At 75.4% G+C, this 25,054-nt stretch carries 23 protein-coding genes; 12 read left to right on the top strand and 11 right to left on the bottom strand.

Going from position 1 to position 25,054, the window contains the following annotated elements; translation table 11 throughout:
• Positions 1-185 precede the first annotated feature (185 nt).
• The 5 genes from ACWPWV_RS11940 to hisN all read left to right on the top strand — a co-directional run bounded on the left by ACWPWV_RS11940 (position 186) and on the right by hisN (position 5,041).
• Complete coding sequence (locus tag ACWPWV_RS11940) at positions 186-731, top strand: ferritin (protein ID WP_454043202.1); 546 nt, start codon at positions 186-188, stop codon at positions 729-731.
• Between the two features lie 264 nt (positions 732-995).
• Positions 996-1,676, top strand: coding sequence for a DoxX family membrane protein (locus ACWPWV_RS11935; protein WP_454043201.1), 681 nt, complete (start codon positions 996-998; stop codon positions 1,674-1,676).
• Positions 1,677-1,768: 92 nt separating this feature from the next.
• Complete coding sequence (aroA, locus tag ACWPWV_RS11930) at positions 1,769-3,160, top strand: 3-phosphoshikimate 1-carboxyvinyltransferase (RefSeq protein WP_454043200.1); 1,392 nt, start codon at positions 1,769-1,771, stop codon at positions 3,158-3,160.
• Entirely contained in the window at positions 3,160-4,209 is a 1,050-nt protein-coding gene (rsgA, locus tag ACWPWV_RS11925; protein WP_454043199.1) for a ribosome small subunit-dependent GTPase A, read from the top strand. The genes aroA and rsgA overlap by 1 nt, the downstream gene beginning before the upstream one ends.
• A 37-nt stretch (positions 4,210-4,246) precedes the next feature.
• Positions 4,247-5,041, top strand: a complete 795-nt coding sequence (hisN, locus tag ACWPWV_RS11920) for a histidinol-phosphatase (RefSeq protein ID WP_454043198.1) — start codon at positions 4,247-4,249, stop codon at positions 5,039-5,041.
• Positions 5,042-5,083: 42 nt separating this feature from the next.
• On the opposite strand, the gene ACWPWV_RS11915 is transcribed toward hisN, so the two are convergent.
• The 3 genes from ACWPWV_RS11915 to ACWPWV_RS11905 form a co-directional block, all read right to left on the bottom strand.
• Positions 5,084-5,611 carry a DUF6912 family protein gene (locus tag ACWPWV_RS11915; protein ID WP_454043197.1) on the bottom strand — a complete coding sequence of 176 codons (528 nt, stop codon included), beginning with the start codon at positions 5,609-5,611 and terminating at the stop codon, positions 5,084-5,086.
• A 4-nt stretch (positions 5,612-5,615) separates the two neighbouring features.
• A complete protein-coding gene (locus ACWPWV_RS11910) occupies positions 5,616-6,815 on the bottom strand; it encodes an AAA family ATPase (RefSeq protein ID WP_454043196.1) in 1,200 nt (399 codons plus the stop codon).
• A gap of 165 nt (positions 6,816-6,980) precedes the next feature.
• The gene (locus ACWPWV_RS11905) at positions 6,981-7,682 is read right to left on the bottom strand and encodes an SAF domain-containing protein (protein WP_454043195.1); all 702 of its coding nucleotides are present in this window, start codon (positions 7,680-7,682) and stop codon (positions 6,981-6,983) included.
• 150 nt (positions 7,683-7,832) lie between these two features.
• On the opposite strand from ACWPWV_RS11905, the gene ACWPWV_RS11900 reads away from it, so the two are divergent.
• Positions 7,833-8,048, top strand: coding sequence for a helix-turn-helix domain-containing protein (locus ACWPWV_RS11900; RefSeq protein WP_454043194.1), 216 nt, complete (start codon positions 7,833-7,835; stop codon positions 8,046-8,048).
• 82 nt (positions 8,049-8,130) lie between these two features.
• Here ACWPWV_RS11900 and ACWPWV_RS11895 read toward each other — a convergent pair whose 3' ends face one another.
• Positions 8,131-8,670, bottom strand: a complete 540-nt coding sequence (locus ACWPWV_RS11895) for a hypothetical protein (RefSeq protein ID WP_454043193.1) — start codon at positions 8,668-8,670, stop codon at positions 8,131-8,133.
• Positions 8,671-8,941: 271 nt separating this feature from the next.
• Between ACWPWV_RS11895 and ACWPWV_RS11890 the strand changes: the two genes are divergently transcribed.
• Together ACWPWV_RS11890 and ACWPWV_RS11885 are read left to right on the top strand one after the other, a co-directional pair.
• On the top strand, positions 8,942-9,754 hold the full coding sequence (locus tag ACWPWV_RS11890; protein ID WP_454043192.1) for a LysM peptidoglycan-binding domain-containing protein: 813 nt from the start codon (positions 8,942-8,944) through the stop codon (positions 9,752-9,754).
• 31 nt (positions 9,755-9,785) lie between these two features.
• Positions 9,786-10,316, top strand: coding sequence for an Rv3235 family protein (locus ACWPWV_RS11885; RefSeq protein WP_454043191.1), 531 nt, complete (start codon positions 9,786-9,788; stop codon positions 10,314-10,316).
• Between the two features lie 99 nt (positions 10,317-10,415).
• Here ACWPWV_RS11885 and secA read toward each other — a convergent pair whose 3' ends face one another.
• Positions 10,416-13,514: a preprotein translocase subunit SecA gene (gene secA, locus ACWPWV_RS11880; RefSeq protein ID WP_454043190.1), complete on the bottom strand. Its 3,099-nt coding sequence runs from the start codon at positions 13,512-13,514 to the stop codon at positions 10,416-10,418.
• A 204-nt stretch (positions 13,515-13,718) separates the two neighbouring features.
• On the opposite strand from secA, the gene ACWPWV_RS11875 reads away from it, so the two are divergent.
• Positions 13,719-14,207 carry an AAA family ATPase gene (locus tag ACWPWV_RS11875; protein WP_454043189.1) on the top strand — a complete coding sequence of 163 codons (489 nt, stop codon included), beginning with the start codon at positions 13,719-13,721 and terminating at the stop codon, positions 14,205-14,207.
• Here ACWPWV_RS11875 and ACWPWV_RS11870 read toward each other — a convergent pair.
• The 6 genes from ACWPWV_RS11870 to mtrA form a co-directional block, all read right to left on the bottom strand.
• Positions 14,197-15,444 (bottom strand): winged helix-turn-helix domain-containing protein, encoded by a 1,248-nt coding sequence (locus ACWPWV_RS11870; protein WP_454044529.1) that lies wholly within the window; start codon positions 15,442-15,444, stop codon positions 14,197-14,199. The genes ACWPWV_RS11875 and ACWPWV_RS11870 overlap by 11 nt on opposite strands.
• Before the next feature lie 179 nt (positions 15,445-15,623).
• A complete protein-coding gene (gene hpf, locus ACWPWV_RS11865; protein WP_454043188.1) occupies positions 15,624-16,283 on the bottom strand; it encodes a ribosome hibernation-promoting factor, HPF/YfiA family in 660 nt (219 codons plus the stop codon).
• Positions 16,284-16,566: 283 nt separating this feature from the next.
• Complete coding sequence (locus tag ACWPWV_RS11860) at positions 16,567-17,319, bottom strand: ComF family protein (protein ID WP_454043187.1); 753 nt, start codon at positions 17,317-17,319, stop codon at positions 16,567-16,569.
• 102 nt (positions 17,320-17,421) lie between these two features.
• A complete protein-coding gene (locus tag ACWPWV_RS11855; protein WP_454043186.1) occupies positions 17,422-19,149 on the bottom strand; it encodes an LpqB family beta-propeller domain-containing protein in 1,728 nt (575 codons plus the stop codon).
• Entirely contained in the window at positions 19,146-20,930 is a 1,785-nt protein-coding gene (mtrB, locus tag ACWPWV_RS11850) for an MtrAB system histidine kinase MtrB (RefSeq protein ID WP_454043185.1), read from the bottom strand. The genes ACWPWV_RS11855 and mtrB overlap by 4 nt, the downstream gene beginning before the upstream one ends.
• Positions 20,927-21,610, bottom strand: a complete 684-nt coding sequence (mtrA, locus tag ACWPWV_RS11845) for an MtrAB system response regulator MtrA (RefSeq protein ID WP_435736671.1) — start codon at positions 21,608-21,610, stop codon at positions 20,927-20,929. Before mtrA ends, mtrB begins: the two co-directional genes overlap by 4 nt.
• A gap of 218 nt (positions 21,611-21,828) precedes the next feature.
• On the opposite strand from mtrA, the gene ACWPWV_RS11840 reads away from it, so the two are divergent.
• The 3 genes from ACWPWV_RS11840 to ACWPWV_RS11830 are packed head-to-tail and all read left to right on the top strand — an operon-like array spanning position 21,829 to position 25,054.
• Positions 21,829-23,130, top strand: a complete 1,302-nt coding sequence (locus ACWPWV_RS11840) for a DUF7544 domain-containing protein (protein WP_454043184.1) — start codon at positions 21,829-21,831, stop codon at positions 23,128-23,130.
• Positions 23,127-23,798 (top strand): DUF4129 domain-containing protein, encoded by a 672-nt coding sequence (locus ACWPWV_RS11835; protein WP_454043183.1) that lies wholly within the window; start codon positions 23,127-23,129, stop codon positions 23,796-23,798. Before ACWPWV_RS11840 ends, ACWPWV_RS11835 begins: the two co-directional genes overlap by 4 nt.
• On the top strand, positions 23,795-25,054 hold the full coding sequence (locus ACWPWV_RS11830; protein WP_454043182.1) for a DUF4350 domain-containing protein: 1,260 nt from the start codon (positions 23,795-23,797) through the stop codon (positions 25,052-25,054). Before ACWPWV_RS11835 ends, ACWPWV_RS11830 begins: the two co-directional genes overlap by 4 nt.

Genomic DNA, 25,054 nt, shown 5'->3' with positions numbered 1-25,054 from the left:
GCAGGACCGGCCGAGAAGGCCGCCGCGAAGGCCTCGTCCGGGGAGGCCGGGGCGGCCGCCCGAGCGGCGGTCGACCGGGCGTCGAGGAGGATGGTCACGAGGTGTGCAACCACCACGCGCGACGGCCCATTCCCGGCCGCGGGCAGGGGGTGTGCCGCGCGGCCGACGTCGCTACCGTGACGCCCATGACCACCACCGAGATCCCGTCCCGCTTCCTCACCCTCCTGCGCGAGCAGGTCGCGCACGAGCTCGACGCGCACCAGCAGTACATCGCGATCGCCGTGTGGTTCGACTCGCACGACCTGCCCCAGCTCGCCGCGCACTTCTACCGCCAGTCGGTCGAGGAGCGCAACCACGCGATGATGATCGTGCAGTACCACCTCGACCGGGACCTGCCCGTCGTCATCCCGGGCACGAGCGACGTGCGCAACGACTTCTCGTCCGTCGTCGAGCCGCTCCAGCTCGCCCTCGACCAGGAGAAGCAGGTCACGGCCCAGATCGAGGCGATCTTCCGCGCGGCGCGCGAGGAGGGCGACGCCCTGGGCGAGCAGTTCCTCCTGTGGTTCCTCAAGGAGCAGGTGGAGGAGGTCGCGTCGGCGACGACGCTCCTCACCGTCGCGCAGCGCGCCGGGGACAACCTCTTCGACCTCGAGAACTACGTCGCCCGCGAGACGATCGGCGACTCGGGCGAGTCCGCGGACGCGCCCGAGGCCGCCGGCGGAGCGCTCTGAGGGCATTCGTGTCCTGATCGCACCACCGGGTGAGGTGAGGGAGGGCGCGCGCGATCCACCATCCGCCCGCTCGTCCCTCGCGGGCTCTCGCCAGGCCCGCCACGATCGCGCGCGCCCTCCCTCACCTCCCCCTCGCCCGTCGCCTCGCCCTCGTCCCGTCTCTCCCTCGTCTCCCGCGGTTCTCAGGCCCTCAGGACCGGTCGCCGGTGGCGCGCGGAGCGCGGGCGCGGCAGGCTGGAGCGACACGCGACCGAAGGAGTACCGATGCTGCTGCGTCACCTCGCGAGGCCCATGCTGGCCTCCTGGTTCGTCTACGACGGCGTCCAGACCGCACTCAAGCCGGCCGAGCACGTCCGCGCCGCGCGGAGCGGCGTCGAGCTCGTCGAGAAGGGCGCCGGCGTGGAGGCTCCGCTCAGCGACGCACAGGTCACGGCGCTCGTCCGGGCGCACGGTGTCGCCACCGCGGTCGCGGGCCTCTGCCTCGCCGTCAGCAAGGCCCCCCGCACCGCGGCGCTCACGCTCGCGGCGCTCACCGTCCCGCTCGCCGTCGTCAACCAGCCGTTCACCGGCGGCGAGGCGACCCGGTCGGAGCGCACGCGCAAGTTCGTGGCCAACATCGGGGCGATCGGTGCCGCGCTCATCGCCGGGGCCGACTACGAGGGACGGCCGGGGGTGCAGTGGCGGCTCGAGAAGGCGCGCCACGACCTGGTCCGGGCCAAGCAGGCGAAGCAGGAAGCCGTCGTCGCGAGCGCCAAGGGCACGGCGAAGGGTGTCAGGGGGACGGCGAAGGGCGTGACGGGCTCCGCGAAGCAGGCGTCGGCCGACGCCGGGCGCGCCGCACGCCGGGCGGCGAAGGCGGCGCGCGAGGCCGCCGAGCACGCCGCGAGCCTCACGTCGGGTGCGGTGCACGACGCCGGTGCGGCCGTCCGCTCCAAGGTGGCCTGAGCACGCGCACGGCGGTGGGGCGTCCGGGCGGGCGCGTCCGGGCTGCGGGAGGGTCCGGCGTCGGGCCCTCCCCCTCCACTAGCCTGGGCACCATGACCGACCCGCGCGCCGCAGCCCCCGTCCCCGCCGAGGCGGAAGGGTGGGCCGCGCCGACGGTGGCGGGGCCGCTCGACGCGACCGTCGAGGTGCCGGGCTCGAAGTCGCTGACGAACCGCCTGCTCGTGCTCGCCGCCCTCGCGGACGGCCCCGGCGTGCTGCGCGGCGCGCTGCGCAGCCGCGACGCCGACCTCATGGCCGCGGGGCTGCGCGCGCTCGGCGTCGACGTGACCGAGGGAGCGTCCCCCAGCGAGCTGCACGTCGTCCCGGGCGCACTGCGCGGGCCGGCGGAGATCGACTGCGGCCTCGCCGGCACGGTCATGCGGTTCCTCCCCCCGCTCGCGGCCCTCGCGGAAGGCCCGGTCCGCTTCGACGGCGACGAGGGCGCTCGGGTCCGCCCGATGGGTCCGGTCCTCACGGCGCTGCGCGCCCTGGACGTGGGGGTCGCGGGCGACGCCGGCGGGTCACCGGGCCCCCCGACGACCCTCCCGTTCACCGTCCGGGGTCGCGGCCGGGTGCGCGGCGGGTCCGTCGACGTCGACGCGTCGGCGTCGAGCCAGTTCGTCTCGGGCCTGCTGCTCGCTGCCGCGCGGTTCGACCAGGGCCTCACGCTGCGCCACGTCGGCACCACGCTGCCGAGCATGCCGCACATCGACATGACGGTGGAGGTCCTGCGCGAGGTCGGCGTGGTGATCGACGACTCGCGGCCTGCGATCTGGCGCGTCGAGCCCGGACCGATCACCGCACGCGACGTCCAGGTGGAGCCCGACCTCTCCAACGCCGGACCCTTCCTCGCCGCGGCCCTGGTCGCCGGGGGCACGGTCCGCGTGCCGGGCTGGCCGACCACCACCACCCAGCCCGGCGCGATGCTGGGCGAGCTCCTCACGGCGATGGGCGGCACGGCGAGCCTCGAGGACGGGGTCATGTCCGTGACGGGAACCGGCGAGATCCGCGGCGTCGACGTCGACCTCCGCGCGGCGGGCGAGCTCGCGCCGACCATCGCCGCGCTCGCGGCGCTGGCAGACGCCCCGAGCCGTCTGCGCGGCATCGCGCACCTGCGCGGTCACGAGACGGACCGGCTCGCCGCGCTCGCCACCGAGATCACGCGGCTCGGCGGCCGGGCGGAGGAGACGCGCGACGGGCTCGTCATCACGCCGCGCCCCCTGCACGGCGCGACGTTCCGCACGTACCACGACCACCGGATGGCCACGTCGGCCGCGCTCATCGGTCTGCGCGTGCCCGGGGTCGCCGTGGAGAACGTGGAGACGACCGCGAAGACGCTGCCCGGGTTCGCGGGCATGTGGGAGCGCATGCTCGACGGCGGCGCACCCGGAGCTGCCGCGCCGGGCGCGCCGGCCGCCCCCGTCGAGGGGGTGGCGGCCCGCTGATGGCACGACGCGTCCCCGACGAGTCGGACTTCCGGTCCCGCCCCGGCAAGCGGGGCAGCCGCCCGCGCACCAAGCAGCGGCCCGAGCACGCGGACGCGGTGACCGGCTTCGTCACGGGGGTCGACCGCGGGCGCTACACGCTCCTGGTCGACGCGGACGGGCCCGACGAGCGGGTCGTCGTCGCCATGAAGGCACGCGACATCGGGCGCACCCGCGTGGTGTGCGGCGACCGGGTCGACCTCGTCGGCGACGTGACGGGCGACGACGGGAGCCTCGCGCGCATCGTCCGCATCCAGGAGCGCACCGCCGTCCTGCGACGGACCGCCGACGACACGGACCCCTACGAGCGGGTCATCGTCGCCAACGCCGACCAGCTCGTGGTCGTCACCGCGCTCGCCGAGCCCGAGCCGCGCACGCGCATGATCGACCGGTGCGTCGTCGCGGCGTACGACGCGGGCATGGACGTCCTGCTGTGCCTCACCAAGGCGGACCTCGCCGACGCCGCCCCGCTGCGCGCGCTCTACGAGCCGCTCGGGGTCTCGGTCGTCGAGACGCGACGCGTCCCGGACGGCCTCGCCGCGAACGGGTGGGCGATCGAGCCGCTCGACGCGGTGCGCGCCGCTCTCGCCGGACGCACCTCGGTGTTCGTGGGGCACTCAGGCGTCGGCAAGTCCACGCTCGTCAACGCGCTCGTGCCCGACGCCCGGCGGGCGACGGGGATCGTGAACGACGTGACGGGCCGCGGCCGGCACACGTCGACCTCCGCCGTCGCGCTGCGCCTGCCCGGCGGTGGGTGGGTGATCGACACCCCCGGCGTGCGGTCGTTCGGGCTCGCGCACGTCGAGGTCGGGAACCTGCTGCGCGCGTTCGACGACCTGGACGAGGTCGCCGAGGCGTGCCCGCGCGGGTGCACGCACCTCGACGACGCCCCGGACTGCGCGCTCGACGAGTGGGTCGAGGCGTCACCCGACGACGAGACGCGCGCGGCCCGCGCCGCACGGCTCGAGTCCTTCCGCCGCGTGCTGACCTCGCGCACCGGCGCGGCCTGAGTCCGCGGTGCCGGGTCGCACCGCTACGGTGTGAGCCATGACGCCCCCCTCGACGCGGAGCTACGACGACGACCTGCGCCTCGCCCACGTGATCGCCGACCAGGTCGACGGCCACACGATGTCCCGGTTCAAGGCGATCGACCTGCACGTCGAGTCGAAGCCCGACTCGACCCCGGTGAGCGACGCCGACCGCGCCGCGGAGGAGATCATCCGCGCCGGGCTCGGGCGGGCCAGGGGGCGGGACGCGATCGTCGGCGAGGAGTACGGCGAGACCGGTCACGGCTCACGCCGCTGGATCGTCGACCCCATCGACGGGACGAAGAACTTCGTGCGGGGCGTACCGGTGTGGGCGACGCTCATCGCGCTCGCCGACGGCGACGAGGTCGTCGTGGGCCTCGTCTCGGCACCGGCCCTCGGGCGCCGGTGGTGGGCCGCGAAGGGCACGGGCGCGTGGACCGGCAAGTCGCTCGCCGCGGCCTCGCGCCTGCACGTCTCCGCGGTCTCGCGCTGGGAGGACGCCTCGCTCGCCTACTCCTCGCTCGGCGGCTGGGAGGAGCGCGGACGGCTCGACCCCTTCCTCGACCTCATGCGCGGCGCGTGGCGCACGCGCGGGTACGGGGACTTCTGGTCGTACATGCTCGTGGCAGAGGGCGCCGTCGACGCCGCGGCCGAGCCCGAGCTCGAGCTCTACGACATGGCCGCGCTCGTGCCGATCGTCACCGAGGCCGGCGGCCGGTTCACGTCGCTCGACGGCGCCGGCGGGCCGTGGGGCGGCAACGCCGTCGCGACGAACGGCCTCCTCCACGACGAGGTGCTCGGCCGGCTGGGCTGAGGTCCCACCGCACCGCGCGTCGGCGACCGCGGCCGACCGGCGTCAGGCGCGCGGCACGTCCGGGAGCTCCGACCAGTCATACCAGAGCAGGTCGCGCTCGGTGACCCGGTCGAGCGCGGCGTCGAGCAGCGCGTCGGCCTCGGGGCCGTCGCCGTCGGCCGCGGCGAGCACCGCCTCGACGTCGGGGGCGGCCTCGGGCTCGTCGACGTGCACGCACACGATCGCGACGTCGGCCACGGTCCGCACGACCCGGACCGCGCTCGGTGCCGGTTCGTCGTCGTCACCGGACGCGGCCTCGACGACCTGGACCGCGTCGTCGGGGACCTCGATCGTCACGACGAGCCGCTGCCGCGGTGCGTCCGGCCGGGAGGCGACGAGGGCGAGCGAGTCGTCGGCCGCCTCGAGGGCCGCCGCGTACTCGAGCCCTTCCTCGTCCTCGTCGGGCAGGGACCGACCGAGCGCCGACGTCACGGCGTGCGCGCCGCGCGGCGCCACCGTCCAGAGCGCGGCGTCGTCGGTGACGGCCGCGGCGTCGAGCTCGTCCAGCGTGGCGGGGAGGTAGATGCGCATGGGCTCAGTGTGCCGTCTGGAGGTGCCCGGTGCTGGCCACGGGCACGGGCGTCGAGGTGCGCACGTGCGCGGCGAGCCGCGCGAGGGCGCGTCGCGCGGGGCTGCCGGGCGCCACCTCGGCCAGGACGCGGCCCTCCCGCAGCGCGAGGTCCAGCGACCGGTCCTCGGGGACGGCCTGGAGGTCGTCCACGCCCGCGTAGCGCGCGAGCGCCTCACGCACGGCCCGCTCGGGTCGCGGCCCGACGACCCCCGAGCGCACCCGGTTCACGACGACGACCCGCAGCGCACCGGCCGCGGCTCCGACGGCGTCGAGCTCGTCGAGCGCCCGCACGAGCCGCTGCAGGGAGACCGGGTCGGCACCGCCGACCACGACGACCGTGTCCGCCGCCCCGAGCGCGCTGAGCGTGGCTGCGTTGCGCTGGGGAGCGCGCGTGTCGTAGGTGAGGAGCTCGTCGGTCTCGATGCCGAACCCGCAGTCGACGACCGTCCAGTCCGCGACCGAGCGGGCCACGTCCCACACGACGTCCAGCGACGGCCCGGGCAGCTCCGGCCAGCGCGCGGCCCGGGCGAGACCGGTGAGGACCTGGAGGCGCGGGACGACGGTCGGCGCGAGCTCCTGGAGGCCGACGGCGTCGAGGGCTCCGTGGCCCGCGCTGCGCGCCGCCGCCGCGAGCCCCGGCGACTCGTCGAGCATCCCGAGGTGCTGGGCGACCGACCCGCCGTACGTGTCCGCGTCGACCAGCAGGACGCCGGACTCGGGGCCGGTCGGCGCGACGGCGGGGAGCGCGACCTCGGACGGGCGGCGGTCGCGCCGCGAGCCGCGCCGACCCGACGACGGCGGACCGGCGAGCTCGGCGGCCAGGTTGACCGCGACCGTCGTGCGGCCGGGCGCGCCCGTCGGACCCCAGACGGCGACGACCCGTCCGGTGGGCGGCGCCGGCTCGACGCCGACCGGCGCCGGGGCCGGCGGGCCGTGCGGGCCGTCGGGAGCCAGGGCTGTCGGCACCGGTCGCGCGACGACCGTGCGCACGGCCTCCCGGAGCGAGTCGGCGGACGCCGCGGGGTCCACGACGACGTCGACCCCGAGCGCGCGGAGCCGGTTCTCCTCCCACGAGCCGGGCACGGCCAGCCCCACGACGCGGACGGCGTGCGCGTGGGGCTCCGCGACCGCCTCCCGGTCGAACGCCGGCAGGTCGGCGGACACCACCCCCACCTGCCCCGGCCCCTGCCGCCGCCGCGGCCCGCGGCTCGACCACGTCGGCGCAGCGTCGCGTCACCTGCAGACCCGGGGCGTCGAGCGCCGTGACGACCTCGGCCTCGAGCGGACCGCGGACCGCGCAGAGCACCGTGGCGACGGCCGTCGCCCCGCTCACCCCGCACCGCCCACGGGGACGACGGCGATCGACCCCTCGCCGGCCACGGCACCGAGCACCGTGGGGAGGTCGTCGGCGCCGACGAGGACGTGGATCGTCACGGGGCCGCCGGCGACGAACGTCCCGTCCGCCTCGTCGACCTCCGCCACGGTCACGCCCTCGACCAGGACCGCCGGTCCGGCTCCCGCGCCCGCAGCCCCCGGCTCGCCCGTGCCGGACGGCGGTGCCGGCACGTGCCACAGGTCGACCGCGGCCCCGGCCACGATCCGGTCCGACAGACCGGTCGTCACGGGCACCGCGACGGCGCGCACGCCGAGGTCGTCGGCAGCGCCCAGCGCGCTCGCCGGGAGCAGCTCCCCCGGCTCGACGGTGCGGAGCACGACCGCGCCCTCGGGGAGGCCGTCGGCGGCGAGGAGGTACCCGTCGGTCTCGCTGCCGAGCCGGACCTCGACGACGCGCAGGTCCTCGGCGCTGACCGTGTCACCGGGGGTCAGCACGTCGTCGGCCGCGTACACGGCGTCCGTGTGCCCGGCCGCTGCGACCGCCCAGGACCCGAGCGCGACCGACGCGGCGACGACGACCAGGCCGACGAGGAGCCGCGGGTCGCGCCAGGTCGGCCGTCGCAGCCGGGTGGCCGCGCGGGGAGGAGGGGCCGTCGCCGTCGTGTCGCGCGAGGGGCGTTCCAGGGTCGTCGTCATCGAGTCCCGTCCGTGGTCGTGTCGGTGGTCCTGCACGTGCTCCGGTGGGCGGCCGGCGGCCGCCGGTCCCATGATCGTCGTCGGCGCCGCGCCGCGGGGGTGGCTGTGGACGACGTCGGGGCGTCGTCGGGCCCGTGCCAGACTTGCGCCATGGCCCAGCGCTTCCTCACCCTCGCCGACGTCACGGAAGAGCTCAACATCTCCGCGGCGCAGGCGTACGCGCTCGTCCGGTCGGGCGAGCTGCCCGCGATCCAGGTCGGGGGCCGCGGCCAGTGGCGCGTCGAGGCCAGCGAGCTCGAGGGGTACATCCAGCGCATGTACGCGCAGACCCGCCAGCGGATCGACGCGGGCGAGTTCGACGGCTGAGCCACGCCGCGCACGCACCGTCGCCCCACCGCGCCGGTCGGCTCGCGGCGCCCGACCCTCGACCGCTCCCCCTGCGTCGTGATCATCGGGCGACGCCGCCCGGCCCTGCGTCGCTGACGCACAGCAGCGCGGAGTAGGGTACCGACCGGGTCCCGTGCCGTGCTCCCGGCTCGACCTCCAGGTCCAGGTGGTCCGTGCCCACCCGCGCGATCCAACCCGGGAAGGCGGCGGCCTCGACGCGCACCTGCACCGGACGGCGGTCCCGCATGAGGGCCCGCAGCACGTGACCCAGACCGAGCCGGTCCGCGCGTCCCGAGACGGGGGGACGCGCGAACCTGTCGAGCCCGGTGACCGCCGCGACGGCTCCCGAGGGGACGAGGTGCTGGCGCTGCCGCTCCGCCACGAGCACCCACTCCCTCGCGACGTCACGGACGGCGCCGGTGATCCGCGCCCCGTCCCGGAGCTCGAGGGTGACGGTCCCCGTCGTGCCCCGGAGCCGCTCGGCGAGCGAGACGGTGGCGTGCTCGGCGCGCGTCAGGTCGGCGACCGCGTCGGCGAGCTCGGCACGCTCGGCGGCGGCAAGCTGCGCCGCGAGGTCGTCGAAGAGGGCGTCCCACCGCACGGGCACACGGTAGCGGTGGAGGCGCCAGGCGGGGTCAGCCCCGTCCACATCACGAGAGACCCCTGGACATCGACACCAAGGTCCCCTTAGATGTGTTGAACGAGATCAAACTCGATCAAATGTCATCAAGACACGTCCGCGGCACCCGCGGTCGGTACCAGGGGGACCCATGGCACGGCGATCCGACCCGCGACCTTCGCTCGATCATCCCTCTCCCGCGACCGACCCAGCTCCCGATCCGCCACGGAGCGGTCGCCTCCGCGACACCGGGATGCTCGCGCTCCTCCTGGCCGCGATGTCGGGGGCCTCGGCGGGCCTGACGGCACGTGCCCTCCACCTCGCCGGGGCGTTGCACCCCGCGCGGTTCGAGAGCCATCTCGAGCTCGGAGCGGTGGTCGTCGGCGCCGTCGCCGCCGGATGGGTCGCCGTGAGCTGCGCGCTGGCGCTCGGCTGCCTGGCCGTCCGGGCAGGCGGCCGCACCTGGACCGTGGGCGAGCGGCTCGTCGCGCGCCACGCCCCCGCGGTCGTGCGCCGGACGGCGCGCATCGGGGTCACCGTGGCGGTCGGCACCGGGCTCGTCCTCGGCGGGGGCACCGCCCAGGCGGACGAGGGCCGGGCCGAGGACCGGTCGGCGGTCGTCGCCGTGGACCTCGGCTGGCGCGCGTCCGTCCCGCCGACCGCCCCCGCGACCGCGGGACCGGGTCCGGACGCCGCCACCGAGGGCGCCCCACCGCAGGCGCCCGGCCACCCCGCGCCGGCGCCGACCGACGCGCCCACCGTTCCTGCCCCGGGCGCGACGGGGACGAGCACCCCACCCGCCGACCGCTCGGCCCCGGCACTGCCGCCCGCGGAACGGGACGCCGCCCTCACCGTCACGCGCGAGGTGACCGCGACCGGCACGGAGGTCGTCGTGCTGCGCGGCGACACGTTGTGGGGGATCGCCGCACGGTCGCTCCCGGCGGACGCCACCGACGCCGACGTCGCCGCGGCCGTGGCGCGGTGGCACTCGGCGAACGTCGCGGTGATCGGCGACGACCCCGACCTCATCCGGCCCGGCCAGGTGCTCGTCGCACCGTCGGCATGACCCACCGTCCAGAACTCCCGAGGAGCCGACGATGACGACCAGCCTGCGCGACCCCCAGCCCGCCGTGTCCCCGCGGTCCACCGGCGTCCCGGCCGACGAGACCGGCGCACGGCTGCTCCGGTGCGTCGGCGAGCCGCCCACGACGGCCGTCGACGTCCGCGACCCCCGGGCCGCCGTCCCGCGTCACGTCGCGCACGGCCGTCCGCTGGTCCCGACGGCGCCCGTCCCGCTGCCGGACCCGACGCCGCTGTGCTGCGCCGTCGTGAGGGCCGCCGTCGAGGTGGTGCGCGGCGACCGCACGGTCCAGCAGCTCGCGCGCTGGGTGACGCCCGAGATCTACGAGGCGCTCGCCCGTCGTGCCCGGATCGTCCTCGAGGCCGACCTCGCTCCGGGCACCGCGACACGCCCCGTCACGGTCCGGCGTGCCCGCGTCCTGCGCCTCGGGGCCGAGGTCGCCGAGGCGACGGTCGTCGTCGACGACGGCGACCGGGTCCGGGCGGCCGCTGCCCGGCTCGAGGTGCGCCGCGGCACCTGGCGCGTGGTCGCGCTCGAGATCGGGTGACCCCCCGCGGCGCCCGCAGGTCGGGGCGCGACGCGAGGAGGGGCGGTCGCACGGCGACCGCCCCTCCTCGTCCGTCGGGGGCGACGCGCCCCCGACAGGTCAGTCCTCGTTCTGCCCGTGGCAGACCTTGTACTTCTTGCCCGAGCCGCACGGGCACTGCGCGTTGCGCGGGGTGCCCGGGAACGTCCGGCCGTCGCTCTCGACCGCGGTCGCCTCGCCGTGCAGCGCGCGGCGCGACCGGCGACCGGCGTCGCCCGTGACGACCGCGGCGCCCGTGCCGTCCTCGCTCGGCGCGCTGTACGAGAGCGGCACCTGACGCTCGGGGCCGTCGAGACCCTTCGCGATGAGCGTGCCGGTACGGTCGCCGGACGGTGCCGGCGCCGCCACGGGCGCGCCCTCGGCAGCGGCCGCCTGCACGGGCGGCTCGTCGACCGAGGACTTCGCGACCGACGGCGCCTCCGCCGGCGCGTCCTCGACGGTCGCGTCCTCCACGGCGTCCGCGGTGGCGTCCTCGACCGGGGACGGCGCCGGGGCGGGCCGCGTCGTCGACGCCTGGGCCGCGGCGGCGAGACCGGCGACCGCGCCCGCCGAGGCCGCGCCCGCGGCCCCGCCGAGGGCCTGACCGGCCGCGGACTGCGCCGCCTGGGCCGCCTGCGCGGCGTCGATCACCGCGGGCTGGCCCTGCGCCGCACCGGGCTCGGCGACCTTGACCTCGAGGTTGAAGAGGAACCCGACGGTCTCCTCCTTGATCGCCTCGGTCATCGCCTGGAAGAGCTGGTAGCCCTCGCGCTGGTACTCGACGAGCGGGTCGCGCTGGGCCATCGCGCGCAGGCCGATGCCCTCCTTGAGGTAGTCCATCTCGTAGAGGTGCTCGCGCCACTTGCGGTCGAGGACGGAGAGGGTCACGCGGCGCTCGAGCTGGCGCATGTTCGCGGAGCCGAGCTGCTCCTCGCGGTTCTCGTAGGCGATGCGGGCGTCGGACAGGATCTCCTCGAGCAGGAGCTCCTGCGTGAGGCGGGTCGCACCCCCGGCCTGCTCGACGACCTCGTCGACCTCGATCGAGATGGGGTACACGGCCTTGACCGCGGTCCACAGCGCGTCGAGGTCCCAGTTCTCGGGGTTGCCCTCGGCCGTCGCCGCCTCCACGTAGGCCGTGATCACGTCGGTGAGGAAGTGCTGCACCTGCTCGTGCAGGTCCTCGCCCTCGAGCACGCGGCGGCGCTCGTCGTAGATGACGGTGCGCTGCCGGGACAGGACGTCGTCGTACTTGAGGACGTTCTTGCGGATCTCGAAGTTGCGCGACTCGACCTGGCCCTGCGCGCTCGCGATGCCGCGCGTGACCATCTTCGACTCGAGCGGGACGTCGTCGGGGAACCCGGCGCGGTTCATCATCGACTCGGCGAGACCCGAGTTGAACAGGCGCATGAGGTCGTCCTGCATCGACAGGTAGAACCGGGACTCCCCCGGGTCGCCCTGACGGCCCGACCGACCACGCAGCTGGTTGTCGATGCGGCGCGACTCGTGGCGCTCCGTGCCGAGCACGTAGAGACCGCCGAGCTCCTTGACCTCGTCATGCTCCGCGGCGACGGCGGCCTTCGCCTTCTCGAGCGCGTCGGGCCAGGCGGCCTCGTACTCCTCGGCGTTCTCCGCCGCGTCGAGCCCGCGGGCCGCGAGGTCGGCGACCGCCATGAACTCGGCGTTGCCGCCGAGCATGATGTCGGTGCCTCGTCCGGCCATGTTCGTCGCCACCGTGACCGCGCCCTTGCGGCCGGCCTGCGCGACGATCGCGGCCTCGCGCGCGTGCTGCTTCGCGTTGAGGACCTCGTGCGGCACGCCCTGCTTCTTCAGCTTGGAGGACAGCAGCTCCGACTTCTCCACGCTCGTCGTGCCGACGAGCACGGGCTGACCGTGCGCGTGGCGCTCGACGATGTCGGCGACGACGGCGTCGAACTTCCCGTCCTCGTTCTTGTAGACGAGGTCGGCCTGGTCGAGGCGCTGCATCGGGCGGTTCGTCGGGATCGGCACGACCCCGAGCTTGTACGTGCCCTGGAACTCGGCGGCCTCGGTGTCGGCGGTACCCGTCATGCCCGCGAGCTTGGAGTACAGGCGGAAGTAGTTCTGGAGCGTGATCGTGGCGAGCGTCTGGTTCTCGGCCTTGATCTGCACGCCCTCCTTGGCCTCGATGGCCTGGTGCATGCCCTCGTTGTACCGACGGCCGGGCAGGATGCGCCCCGTGTGCTCGTCGACGATCATCACCTCGCCGTTGAGCACGACGTAGTCCTTGTCCCGCTTGAAGAGCTCCTTCGCCTTGATGGCGTTGTTGAGGAACCCGATGAGGGGCGTGTTGAGGGACTCGTAGAGGTTGTCGATGCCGAGGTAGTCCTCGATCTTCTCGATCCCCGGCTCGAGCACGCCGACGGTGCGCTTCTTCTCGTCGACCTCGTAGTCGGTCCCGCCGTTCAGGCGGCGCACGACCTTGGCGAACTCGCCGTACCAGCGGTTCGCGTCGCCCGAGGCCGGGCCCGAGATGATGAGCGGCGTGCGCGCCTCGTCGATGAGGATCGAGTCGACCTCGTCGACGATCGCGAAGTTGTGGCCGCGCTGGACGAGGTCGTCGGTGGACCACGCCATGTTGTCGCGCAGGTAGTCGAACCCGAACTCGTTGTTCGTGCCGTACGTGATGTCCGCGGCGTACTCCTGGCGGCGCTGCGCGGGTGTCTGGCCCGAGAGGATCACGCCCGTCGTGAGCCCGAGGAAGCGGTAGACGCGGCCCATGAGCTCGCTCTGGTACTTCGCCAGGTAGTCGTTGACGGTGACGACGTGCACGCCCTTGCCCTCGAGCGCGTTGAGGTAGGCGGCCGTCGTCGCGACGAGCGTCTTGCCCTCACCGGTCTTCATCTCGGCGATGTTGCCGAGGTGCAGCGCCGCCCCGCCCATGAGCTGGACGTCGAAGTGCCGCTGCCCGAGCGTGCGCCGCGCCGCCTCGCGGACGGTCGCGAACGCCTCCGGCAGGATCTCGTCCAGGGTGGCGCCGTCGGCGAGGCGAGCCTTGAACCGGTCCGTCTCCTCCCGCAGCTCCTCGTCGGTGAGATCCTCGAAGCTGGGCTCCAGCTTGTTGATCTGGTCGGCGATGCCGGACAGCTTCTTGAGGATCCGGCCCTCGCCGATGCGAAGGACCTTGTCGAGGATCGAAGGCACGCAGAACTCCCGTATCGATCGCGTCCCGGGCCGGACGGCGCGGGAAGGCCGCCGCTCCTCACCGCGGGAGCGCGGGTCGGGCGTCGGCAACGTCACACAACATCGTAGGGGAGCCTGAGGCCTCCTGGCCCCGTCCGCGTTTCGCCGACGACGAACCGCGCCGCGGCCGTCCGCCCACCGGGCGGCGCCCGTAGGCTCGGGCTCGTGGCGCACGTGCTCGTGACGGGGATGTCGGGTGTCGGGAAGTCGACGGCGCTCGGCGGTCTCGCGAGCCGCGGTGTGGACGTCGTCGAGACCGACGACGGCGACTGGTGCGTCCTCGCACAGGTGCCCGGTGCCCCGCGCGGCACGGTCGACCGCGTGTGGCGGACGGACCGGATGGCGGCCCTGCTCGACGACCGGGCGGGTCGTCCGCTCGTCGTCGCCGGGACGGCGCCGAACCAAGGCGTGCTCCGCGACCGGTTCGACGCGGTGGTGCTGCTCACGGCACCGCTCGACGTCATGCTCGACCGGGTCGCCCGACGGACCACCAACCCGTTCGGCAAGGATCAGGCAGAGCGCGGGCGGATCGTCGCCGACACCCGCGCCGTCGTGCCGCCGCTGCGTGCGGCGTGCACCCACGAGATCGACACGAGCGTGACGTCGCCCGACGACGTCGTCCGCCGGCTGGCCGCGCTCGCCCTCAGACGCTGACCGCGACCTCCGCCGAGAGCGCCGCGGCGAGGTCGCCGGAGGGCGCGACCTCGACCTCGGGCACGCCCAGCCACGCGCCGAGCACGCGCAGCTCGGCGGCGAGCCGGGCCGCGGTCTCGGCACCCGCCGCCTGCTCCCGGTGCGCGGAGAGGACCCGCAGGACGCCGGCCCGCCGGTCGGCCTTGAGGTCGACGCGTGCCGTGAGGTCCTCGCCGTCGAGGAACGGCAGCACGTAGTAGCCGTGCACCCGCTTCGCGGCCGGGACGTAGATCTCGATCCGGTAGCGCACGTCGAACAGCCGCTCGAGCCGGGTGCGCTCGAACACCAGGGGGTCGAACGGGTTGAGCAGCGTGGTCGCCGTCGCGCGCCGTGGCAGGGCGGCGTCGGCGTGCAGGTAGGTCGGCTCGTCCCAGCCGCGCACGGCGACGGGCCGCAGCGTCCCGGCCTCGACGAGCTCGGCGAGCGCCGTGCCCACGGCCGGGCCCGCGAGCCGGAAGTAGTCCTTGAAGCAGCGCAGGGTGCCGATGCCGTGGGCGCGGGCCCCGATCTCGAGGAGCGCCCGCACGGCGTCGGCGTCCGGGACCGGGTCGGCCGAGACGACCTCGGGCGGCAGGACGCGCTCGGTGAGGTCGTAGCACCGCTCGAACGCCCCGTTGCGGCGCGCCGACGTGATCTCGCCCGTGAAGAAGAGGAACTCGAGCGCCCGCTTGGCGACCGTCCAGTTCCAGCCCCACTGCGACCGGTCGCGCGGGTGGGCGCGCCCTTCCTCCTCGAGGACCGCGTGCACCTCGCTCGCCGTGATCGGACCTCGGTCGGTCACGAGACGGCGCACGTCCTCCACCGTCTCGGAGTGGCTCATCTCGACGCCGCTGATGGTGCCCCAGGCCTCCGTGCGATAGCGGCGGCGCCTCCACTCCAGCAGGGGCCAGGTGGACGGCGGCACGTAGGACGCGACGTGCGCCCACGTCTCCACGAGCCGGCGCGGCGCGCGTCCGGCGGCCCGGTCGAGCAGCGCGGTGTCGTACGGCCCGATGCGCGCGTACAGCGGCATGAGGTGCGCCCGCGCCAGGACGTTCACCGAGTCGATCTGCAGCAGCCCGAGCCGGTCGACCACCCCCTGCACGTGGCGCATCGTCGGCGCCCCGGCACGCCCCTCTCCCCCGGCGCCCCCGAAGGGGCGCGGCCGGTGCAGACCCTGCGCCGCGAGCGCGACCCGCCTGGCCTGCGACAACGACATCGTCTCGACGGTGACCACCCCCCGATCCTGCCCGACCCCACCCACACGGAGCGACGGTCCGCCTCGCACGACGCGAGGCGGCCCGGACAGGAGAGGACGAGGTGAGGGTGGGCGCGCGCGACCGCGCCCACCCTCACCTCGTCCGGAGGCGACTCAGGACCGCAAGGGGTCCAGGAGGGTCAGGCGGACCTCTCGACCTTCGCCTCGGCGCAGTCGCACGACGTGTCGAGCGCGACGACGCCGTAGGTCCACCCGCGTCGCCGGTACGCGACGGACGGGCGCGCGGTCTCGACGTCGACGAAGAGGAAGAAGTCGTGCCCGACCATCTCCATCTCGTAGAGCGCGTCGTCGACGGTCATGGGCTCGGCGCTGTGCAGCTTCTGCCGGATCACGACCGGCGAGTCGCCGTCGCCCAGGGGCGTCTCGACCGCCTCGCCGGGCTCGGTGGGGGCCGTCGGCGTGGGCGCGGCCGGCGCGGAGTGCGCCACGGGGTCGTAGGGACGGACGTCGACGGGCGGCACGACGGTGTGGTTCCGGTGGTCCTTGCGGCGGTCGCGCACGCGGCGCAGGCGCTCGGCGAGCTTCTCCATCGCCAGGTCGAGGGCACCGAACCGGTCGTCGGCGGCGGCCTCGGCCCGCACGACGGGCCCCTTGGCCCGGACGGTGAGCTCGACGCGTTCGCGGACCCCGGAGAGCCTGGGGTTGTTCTCGTGGGTGACCTCGACGTCCACGCGCTGCGCCGTGGGCGCGAGCTGCTGGACCTTGGCGAGCTTGTCCTCCGCGTGCTGCCGGAAGCGGTCGGCCACCTCGGTGTGCCTGCCGACGACGACGATCTCCATGTGAGCCTCCACGAGGGTAGTGACGCCCGATTCTCGAGCGTCGGTCCGGATCTGGTAGGGCACCGTGGTCGGTGCCGGTGGTCTACCACCTCCTTGCGACGCCGGGGCGTCCCGCTCGGCGGGCTCGCGCGGAGAACGGCACAGGTGTCCCTGTGCGCCCGGTCCCCGCGGCGACTGGCCCTCAGCGTAACCCCCGGTCCGTGGTGTCGGCAGTCTCAACGGGAGGTGAACACCGGGACCTTCGACCGTTGCCCGCGGGACCCGCGGGAGCGCGCGGAGCAGGTCACGGATCGCGCCGCGGTGACGGCGTGGCGGCGAGCACGAAGGCCGCGAGGACGGGGATCCCGGCGCCGGCGAGAGCCGTCTCGCACGCGGCGAGGGTCGCTCCCGTGGTGAGCACGTCGTCGACCAGGAGCACCGACGTGGCGGGGCCGACGACGCGGCGCACCCGGTCCGGCCGGGCGAGCCGGACCGCGCGGAGCCGGTCGCCGCGGGCGCGCGTCCCGAGCCCGACCTGGTCGCGTCCCCCGCCGCGCTGCACGAGGACCCGCGCGGTGCGGGCGGGCGGCCCCAGCCCTGCGGCGAACGCCTGGGCGATCCCCGCCACCGGGTCCCGGCCCCGGGTCCGGCGCGCGGCCCGGGTGGTCGGGGCGGGCACGACGAGGACCGGCCCGCCGGGGCCGAGCACGGGGCGCAGGTGCGCGCCCGCCTCCCGGGCGGCCGTGCGCAGCGGGGTGTCGAGGTCCGCCCGGCCCCGGTCCTTCCACGCGACGACGACGTCGCGCAGGCCGCCGGCGTAGCCGGCGAGGGCCCACACCGGGAGCGGGTCGACGCCGTCGAACCGGTCGAGGCGCGGCGCGGTGGCCTCGCAGCGCCACGGGGTGGCGCCCAGCACGGCGAGGCAGGGCGTGCACCAGCGGACGTCCGGTGCCCCGCACCCGGGGCACGTCACGGGGAGGGCGAGGCGCACGACGTCGCGCACGCCACGGGCGAGGACAGCGGGGACGGATCGCGCGGGCACGGGACGGCTGCTCATCGCCGCAGGGTCGCGCACCGGGGCGACCGGGCCCGGGCCGCCCTCAGGTCCTGTGGACGAGCCGCGCCGCACCGGGCCTGTGGACGGCCGGGCCCGGCGTGCTCAGCCGGGGAACGTCGGGAGCCGCACCTCGGTGGCCACGCGCGTCCACAACGAGGAGGAGCCGGCGGCGTACAGGCTGCCCTCGCTCGTCCCGAGCAGCATCGTGCCGACGCCGGTCCCGGAGGCGAGCGAGACGGCGTCCTCGAGCGGGGACACCTTGCTCGTCGGGCCGCCCACGGGCACGAGGTGGACCACCGGCGCGGTGTCGCCGCTCGACCGGCCGAGCACGCCGAGGGTCGTCCGGTCCACCCACACCACCTGGCTCGCCGCGACGATCGGCTGCCCCACGCGCACCGGCTCGGAGAGCTCGGTCGGCAGGCCCTCCTCGTCCCGCAGGACCCCCGCGACGTGCACCTGCAGGCCCGTCCCCGTCGCGCTGACGACGGCGATGCGAGCGCCGTCGGGCGCGACCCGCAGCGACATGACGGTCCGGCCGTCGAGCCACGGCGCGGCCACCTCGGTGACGGTCCCCTCGAGGTCGGCGACCCGGAACGACCCGGGCTGCTCCTGCGGGCCGCTCCACACGAGGCCGAACCGGTCCACGCTCGGCGCCAGGAGGTTCTCGCCCTCCATGAGCACGACGGGCTCCTCGTCCGCGGTGGGCGCCGTCACGAGGCGGCGGGACCCGTCGCGCACGACGAACGTCGCGTCGGACGACGAGCCGGTGAACGCCAGCGCGGTCGGCTGCAGGCCCGTGAGCGGGGCGACGGACTCCAGGGGCTGGGTGGATCGTCCGACGATGCTCGTCACCTGGTCGCCGGCGAGGACGACCGGGTCGTTCGGCGTCGTGGCCGGCCGCGCCGTGGTCTCGTCCACGGCGCCGAGCGGCACGCCCTCGACCGTGATCTGCACCTCGCGCGGCGACGGGTTCCCCAGCGACGCCCCGAGCTGCGCGACGAGCACCGCGCGGTCCTCCGGCGACGTCCCCGAGACGGCGTCCGTGAGCGGCACCTCGACGGGCCCGGACGGGGGCGCGGTGACCGAGTCGATGCTCAGCGCGGTCCCCTCCGGGACCACCGTCGTCACGGACCCGGCGAGCCACGGGACGGGGCCGACCAGCGTCTCGCGCACCGCGAGCGTCTGCCAGTTCCGGCTCGGGAACCACCGGGCGTCGGGCACGAGGTACCGGCGGTCGGGCGTCGGGAAGTACAGGTCCGTCGCGCGGTACGTCTGCACGAAGTTCGTCGCCGAGACCGCGAGGCCGTCGTCCGTCGCGTCGACGCGCCACTGGCCCTCGTCGTCGCGCACGAGCCCGTACACGAGGTCCGTCGTGGTGCCCGGGACCTCCTCGGTGTACACCCCGTGGGCGTCGACCGTGCCGACGACGTCGGCGGTCGCGCGCACCGTCGCGACGCCCTCCTCGGCGCGCGAGTCGTCCACCACGAGCTCCGGCTCGGCACCCAGCACGGCGACCTGCGCGAGCGGCGACCACGTCGTGGCGGTCTCCGGCGTCAGGTACTGCGTGGCCACGTCGAACGAGCCGGACGCGCCCTCGGCCTGCGCCGTGAGGAAGCCGCGCACGATCTGCTCGGGCAGCGCGTCCTCACGCGGGGCGTCGGCGCGCACGAAGACCGGTCCGCGCTGCGACAGGACCGTCTCCCCGTCGACGACCGGACCCGACGTCGGGATGGACGCGCAGGCCGCGACGGGCCCCACGGCGAGCGCCGCGACGAGGGCCGCGAGCGCCGCGCGGTGCGGCCGGCGACGCGTCGCCCGGGCCGCCGTCATCGCCCGACCCCGCGCACGGACGGGTCGTCCCCGGCCGGGAGCACCACCGGGATGCCGCCGGTGACCGACGGCAGGTCGGCCGGCCCGACGGTGCCGTCGACGTCCTCGACGACGGCGGCGTGGGCGGTCCAGCCGCTGCCGAGCCCGCGGTCGCCGGTGACCTCGGAGACCAGCGGGAGCGGCGAGGACTGGAGCCGGATGCCCGCGCGACGCGGCAGGGTGAGCCGGAAGGCGGCCCCGCGCCCCGGCCGCCCCCACGCCTCGAGCCAGCCCCCGTGCAGGTGCGCGTCCTCCAGCGAGATCGCCAGCCCGAGGCCGGTGCCGCCCGTCGTCCGGGCCCGTGCGGGGTCCGCGCGCCAGAACCGGTCGAACACGTGCTGGACCTCGTCGGGCGTCATCCCGACCCCGTGGTCGCGGACGACCACAGCGATCGCGTGCCCGTCGCCCTCGACGGTGATCTCCACCGGCTTGTCCTCCGCGTGCTCGATCGCGTTGACGACGAGGTTCCGCACGACGCGCTCGACGCGCCGCGGGTCGACGTCGGCCGTGACGGGCTCGTCCCCCAGGTGCACCGACAGCCACACGCCCTTGCGCTCCGCGAGCGGTGCGGCGTGGTCCACGGCGGCGTTGACGACGTCGCGCACGTCGCGGCGCTCCGCGTCGAGGACCGCCGCGCCGGCGTCGAACCGGCTGATCTCCAGGAGGTCGGCGAGCAGGTCCTCGAACCGGTCGAGCTGGGCCTGGAGCAGCTCGGTCGAGCGCCGCGAGACCGGGTCGAACTCGTCCCGCGAGGAGTGCAGCACCTCCGACGCCATGCGGATCGTGGTGAGCGGGGTGCGCAGCTCGTGCGACACGTCGGACACGAAGCGACGCTGCAGCATCGACAGCTCCTCCATGCGCCCGATCTGCTCCTGGAGGCTGTGCGCCATCTCGTTGAAGGTCCGGGCGAGCGAGGCCATCTCGTCGTGCCCCTTGACGGGCAGCCGCTCGTCGAGGTGCCCGTCGGCGAGACGCTCCGCGACCCGCGCGGCCTGCCGCACGGGCACGACCGCCTGCCGCGTGACGAGCGCGGTGATCCCGCCGAGCAGCGCGAGCAGGACGAGCGCCCCGACGAGCAGGACCGACTGCAGGAACGACAGCGTCTCCTGGTCCGCCTCGAGGTCGTACAGGTAGTAGAGCTCGTAGGTCCCGCCGATCGGCACCTCGACCGTCGAGCCGACGACGACGCCCGGCACCACGGGGGAACCCGGGTCGGACGGGTCCTGCGGGATGGCCACGGACTGGCGCTTCTGCCCGCCGTCCGCCGCGAGCGTCTGCTCGCGCATCTCGGGCGAGACGAGCCCGTCGAGCTGGTCGTTCGACGAGAGGTCGAGGAGCGCGCCGGACGTCTCGTCGTCCGCGCGCCACAGGAAGACCTCGCGCGAGGCCGAGCCGCTGTACAGGAGCATCGAGTAGAGGTCGTACAGGAGGGACTGCGCCTCGGACACGCTGGACGCGGGCGACGCGTCGAGCGTACGCCGGGCCTGCGCCGTCGACTGCGCGCTCTCCAGGTCGATCTCGGCCATGCGGCGCTCGAACAGGCCGTCGCGCATCGAGTCCGACAGGGACGCGCCGAGCGCGGCGACCACCACGACACCGACGACGAGCGCCGACGTGACGACGCGCAGCTGCATCGACGACCGCCACCGCCACACGGCGCGGCGCACGGCGGCCCGTGCGCGGACCCTGAGCCGGGTCCACGCACCGCGTCGCCGCGCGCCCGTGCCGGCCGTCGTGCTCACGTCCGCGCCGCACCCGCCTTGTACCCGACGCCACGGACGGTGAGCACGATCTCGGGGTTCTCCGGGTCGTGCTCGATCTTCGACCGCAGGCGCTGGACGTGGACGTTGACGAGCCGGGTGTCGGCCGCGTGCCGGTAGCCCCAGACCTTCTCGAGCAGGACCTCGCGCGTGAAGACCTGCCACGGCTTGCGCGCGAGCGCCACCAGCAGGTCGAACTCCAGCGGGGTCAGCGCGATCGCCTCGCCGCCGCGCAGCACGCGGTGCCCCGTGACGTCGATCTCGACGTCGCCGATGGCGAGGTGCTCCGGCGCGGGCTCGTCCGTGCGGCGCAGGCGCGCGCGGATCCGGGCCACGAGCTCCTTGGGCTTGAACGGCTTCGAGATGTAGTCGTCCGCGCCCGACTCCAGGCCGAGCACGACGTCGACCGTGTCGCTCTTGGCCGTCAGCATGATCACGGGGACGCCCGACTCCGCCCGGATGAGGCGGCACACCTCGGTGCCGTCCTTGCCGGGGAGCATGAGGTCGAGCAGCACGAGGTCCGGCTGCGCGTTGCGGAACGTCTCCAGCGCGAGGTCGCCGTCCGCGCAGAAGACCGGCTCGAAACCCTCCGAGCGCAGCACGATGCCGATCATCTCGGCCAGAGCGGTGTCGTCGTCGACCACGAGCACGCGAACCTTCATGCGCACATCTTGCCATCGCGGGGCGACGGCACCGGTGGGCGTGCTCCCGTCGCACGTCGTGGCCCCGTACTAGGGTGGCCTCGCCGGCGGTGCCGCGTCGCGTCCCGGGAGGTCGGGCGGTCGTCGGCGGCCGGCACGCGGACGGCGAGCTGGCGGCGCTGACGGCGAGCAGGGCACGAGCAGGCGACGACACACGACGAGCGAGGACGACGGCCCCGATGAGCACACCTGACGCCCCCGACACGCCGGACGGATCGGCCCCGGACGCGCCGGACGCAGGGGCCACGGCCCCCGGAGCGGGTGGCGCGCCGTCGCAGCCGTCCGCCTGGGGGACGCCGACGTACGGGCAGCCGGGCTACGGCCCCGCGACGGGCGCGTCGCCGGGACCGCCCCGGTACGGCCAGCCCGCGTACGGCCAGCCCGGCCAGCAGCCCGCGTACGGGCAGCCCGGGCAGCAGCCCGCGTACGGGCAGCCCGGTCAGGGCCAGTACGGGCAGGGCCAGTACGGTCAGGGCCAGTACGGTCAGCAGCAGTTCGGCCAGCCGGGCTACGGGCCCCCGGCCGGGTTCGGCGGGGTGCCGTACGTCCCGCCGGCCTCGAAGCCCGGCATCATCCCGCTGCGACCGCTGACGCTGGGCGAGATCTTCGACGGGTCCTTCGGCGCGATCCGGCACAACCCGCGCGTCATGCTCGGCATGAGCACGATCGTCGTCGTGGTCGCCACGATCGTGGGGGCGCTCATCGGCTACGCCTTCTCGGGCTACGTCGCGGACGCGTTCTTCGCCCTCCCCTCGGAGGCGGGGCTCGGCGGGATGGAGTCGCAGTTCGCCACCCTCTACTCGACGCTCTTCGGCACGACGATCACCACGGCTCTCGCCACGCCGATCGTCAGCGGGCTCCTCACCGTCTCCATCGGCCAGTCGGTCATCGGCCGCCGGGCGAGCGTCGGCGAGGTCTGGTCGCAGGTCGGACGGCGTGCGTGGTTCCTCATCGGCTTCACGCTGCTCCTCGGTCTCGCCGGGGCGCTGCTCGTCACGGCGCTCGTGCTCCTCGTGGTGCTCGCCTTCTCCGTCGACCCCGCGCTCGGCGGCGTCTCGGTACTCCTCGCGATCCCCGCCTACCTCGTGCTCGTGGTGTGGGTCGGCGTGCGGACGGGCCTCGTGCCGCCCGCGCTCGCGCTCGAGGGGCAGCCGTTCTGGGTCACGGTGTCGCGGGTCTGGCGGCTCACGCGCGGGTCGTTCTGGCGCCTCCTGGGCATCTACCTGCTCGCGTACGTGGCGATCTACGTCGTCACGCAGATCCTCATCACCCCGTTCAGCCTCGTCGGCGGGATCGCTCTCGGCGCCGGGCAGGTCTTCGTCGGCAACCTCGTCACGACGCTCGGGGTCGCGGTGTCGACGATCGCCCTGACGCTCTTCCTGGGCAGCATCGTCGCGCTCCTCTACATCGACGTGCGCATGCGGCGCGAAGGCCTCGACGTCGAGCTCGCCGCGGCAGCGAGCGAGCAGCCCCCCGCATGATCCTCACCCTGCTCGCGGCCGACGTGCCGGTCGAGCCCGACGCCGACGAGGCGCGCCGCTGGGTCCTCGAGGAGCTCGCGAAGCCGGAGTACAGCACCGACCCGTCCCTCCTGGCACGGTTCATCGAGTGGCTCACCGGCCTGTTCGACGGAGCTCCCGTCCTGGACCTCTCGACGCCCTGGGTGGCGCTCGTGATCGTCGCGGTCGTCCTCCTCGTCGCGGGGATCGCCTACCGCGTCGCGGGTCCGGTGCGGCTCTCCCGGCGGAGGGCCTCCTCGGCGGTCGTCCTGGAGGACGACACGCGCAGCGCGACCGAGCTGCGGGCCGCGGCCGACGCCGCCGCCGCGACCGGCGACTGGGCGACGGCCGTGCTCGAACGGTTCCGCGCCGTCGTGCGCGCGCTCGAGGAGCGGGCGCTGCTCGACCCGCGACCGGGCCGCACGGCCTGGGAGGCGGCGCAGGCGGCCGGCGAGCGCCTGCCCGACGTCGCGGGCGACCTCGGGCGTGGTGCCCACCTCTTCGACGACGTCTGCTACGGCAAGGTGGCCGTCGGCCCCGACGCCGACGCCTTCCTGCGCGACCTCGACGCGCGCGCCGCCGCGGCGCGTCCGCTCGCGCGCGCGGAGCTCGTGGCGGCCGGTGCCGCACCCGGCGGAGGTGACGCATGAGCACGGCGACGCCACCACCACCGGCGACGACCGCGGCCGGCCCCACGCGTCTCGTCGCGACCGCGCACGTGCCGGTCGTCGGCGACGGCTCCACGGGTGCCACCCGGGCACGCCGCCGCTGGCGGCGCGCCCGCTGGCCCGTCGCGGTCCTCGTCGCGCTCCTGGCGCTCGCCGGCCTCTCCGCGGTCGCGCGCCCGGCGACGTCGAGCACGCCGCTGGCCCCCGACAACCCCGGACCGGGGGGCGGCCGGGCCGTCGCCGAGGTGCTGGGCGACCGGGGCGTCGACGTCACGTACGTGCGGACCGTCGGCGACGCCGTCGCCGCGGCGGGCGACGACACGACGGTGCTCGTCGCGCAGAGCGACTTCCTCCTCGACGAGCAGGCCGACGCGCTCGTGGCGACCGCGGCGGACCTCGTGCTCGTCGCGCCGAACGAGTACCTCCTGTCGACCGCGACCGCCGGGACGGCGGAGCTCGTGTACGACTGGCCGGACGGCTCCGCCGTGCGCGAGCCGCGGTGCGAGGACCCCGCCGCGAACGCCGCCGGGGGGCTCCGGTCGAACGGCGTCGGCTTCGCCCTCACCGGTGCGGGCACCGGGGCGAGCACGGTCGTGTGCTTCCCCTCCCCCACCGACACGACCGCCGGCGCGTACCTCGTCCACGAGGCCGACGGCCGCACGGTGCGCGCGGTGGACACCGCCGCCGTCCTGCGCAACGACACCGTGACCGAGGACGGGAACGCGGCGCTCGCCCTGTGGGCCCTCGGCGCGGACGAGCGACTGGTCTGGCTCGTCCCCGACCCCTTCGACACCACGCTGTCCGGCGGGGACGAGCAGCCGGCCCTGACGCTGCCGCCGTGGACCGGCGTGGTCGCTCTCCAGCTCCTCGTCCTCGTGCTCGTCGTCGCGCTGTGGCGCGGGCGCCGGCTCGGGCCGCTCGTCACCGAGGACCTACCGGTCGTCGTGCGCGCGGCGGAGACGACACGCGGGCGCGGGCGCCTCTACCGCCGTGCCGGGTCCCGCGGCCACGCCGCCGCCGGTCTGCGGGCGAGCGCGGCCGACCGGCTCGCCGGACGCCTCGGCCTCCCGCGCTCCGCCGACGCGGCGTCCCTGGTGGACGCGGTCGCGCGCGCGACCGGTCGCCCGCCGGACCAGCTCGCCCACCTCCTGTACGGACCCCCACCCGCCGACGACGCGGCGCTGCTCGAGCTCGCGCGTCACCTTGACCAGATCGAGAGCGAGGTCTACCACTCGTGA

It is taken from the genome of Cellulosimicrobium sp. Marseille-Q8652 (assembly GCF_965112045.1).
This window is presented reverse-complemented; position numbering and strand designations above follow the sequence as displayed.

Coding starts and splice junctions, on each gene's coding strand:
- ACWPWV_RS11940 (WP_454043202.1), top strand. CDS start 186: ATGACCACCACCGAGATCCCGTCCCGCTTCCTCACCCTCCTGCGCGAG.
- ACWPWV_RS11935 (WP_454043201.1), top strand. CDS start 996: ATGCTGCTGCGTCACCTCGCGAGGCCCATGCTGGCCTCCTGGTTCGTC.
- aroA (WP_454043200.1), top strand. CDS start 1,769: ATGACCGACCCGCGCGCCGCAGCCCCCGTCCCCGCCGAGGCGGAAGGG.
- rsgA (WP_454043199.1), top strand. CDS start 3,160: ATGGCACGACGCGTCCCCGACGAGTCGGACTTCCGGTCCCGCCCCGGC.
- hisN (WP_454043198.1), top strand. CDS start 4,247: ATGACGCCCCCCTCGACGCGGAGCTACGACGACGACCTGCGCCTCGCC.
- ACWPWV_RS11915 (WP_454043197.1), bottom strand. CDS start 5,611: ATGCGCATCTACCTCCCCGCCACGCTGGACGAGCTCGACGCCGCGGCC.
- ACWPWV_RS11905 (WP_454043195.1), bottom strand. CDS start 7,682: ATGACGACGACCCTGGAACGCCCCTCGCGCGACACGACGGCGACGGCC.
- ACWPWV_RS11900 (WP_454043194.1), top strand. CDS start 7,833: ATGGCCCAGCGCTTCCTCACCCTCGCCGACGTCACGGAAGAGCTCAAC.
- ACWPWV_RS11890 (WP_454043192.1), top strand. CDS start 8,942: ATGCTCGCGCTCCTCCTGGCCGCGATGTCGGGGGCCTCGGCGGGCCTG.
- ACWPWV_RS11885 (WP_454043191.1), top strand. CDS start 9,786: ATGACGACCAGCCTGCGCGACCCCCAGCCCGCCGTGTCCCCGCGGTCC.
- ACWPWV_RS11870 (WP_454044529.1), bottom strand. CDS start 15,444: ATGTCGTTGTCGCAGGCCAGGCGGGTCGCGCTCGCGGCGCAGGGTCTG.
- hpf (WP_454043188.1), bottom strand. CDS start 16,283: ATGGAGATCGTCGTCGTCGGCAGGCACACCGAGGTGGCCGACCGCTTC.
- ACWPWV_RS11860 (WP_454043187.1), bottom strand. CDS start 17,319: ATGAGCAGCCGTCCCGTGCCCGCGCGATCCGTCCCCGCTGTCCTCGCC.
- ACWPWV_RS11855 (WP_454043186.1), bottom strand. CDS start 19,149: ATGACGGCGGCCCGGGCGACGCGTCGCCGGCCGCACCGCGCGGCGCTC.
- mtrA (WP_435736671.1), bottom strand. CDS start 21,610: ATGAAGGTTCGCGTGCTCGTGGTCGACGACGACACCGCTCTGGCCGAG.
- ACWPWV_RS11840 (WP_454043184.1), top strand. CDS start 21,829: ATGAGCACACCTGACGCCCCCGACACGCCGGACGGATCGGCCCCGGAC.
- ACWPWV_RS11835 (WP_454043183.1), top strand. CDS start 23,127: ATGATCCTCACCCTGCTCGCGGCCGACGTGCCGGTCGAGCCCGACGCC.
- ACWPWV_RS11830 (WP_454043182.1), top strand. CDS start 23,795: ATGAGCACGGCGACGCCACCACCACCGGCGACGACCGCGGCCGGCCCC.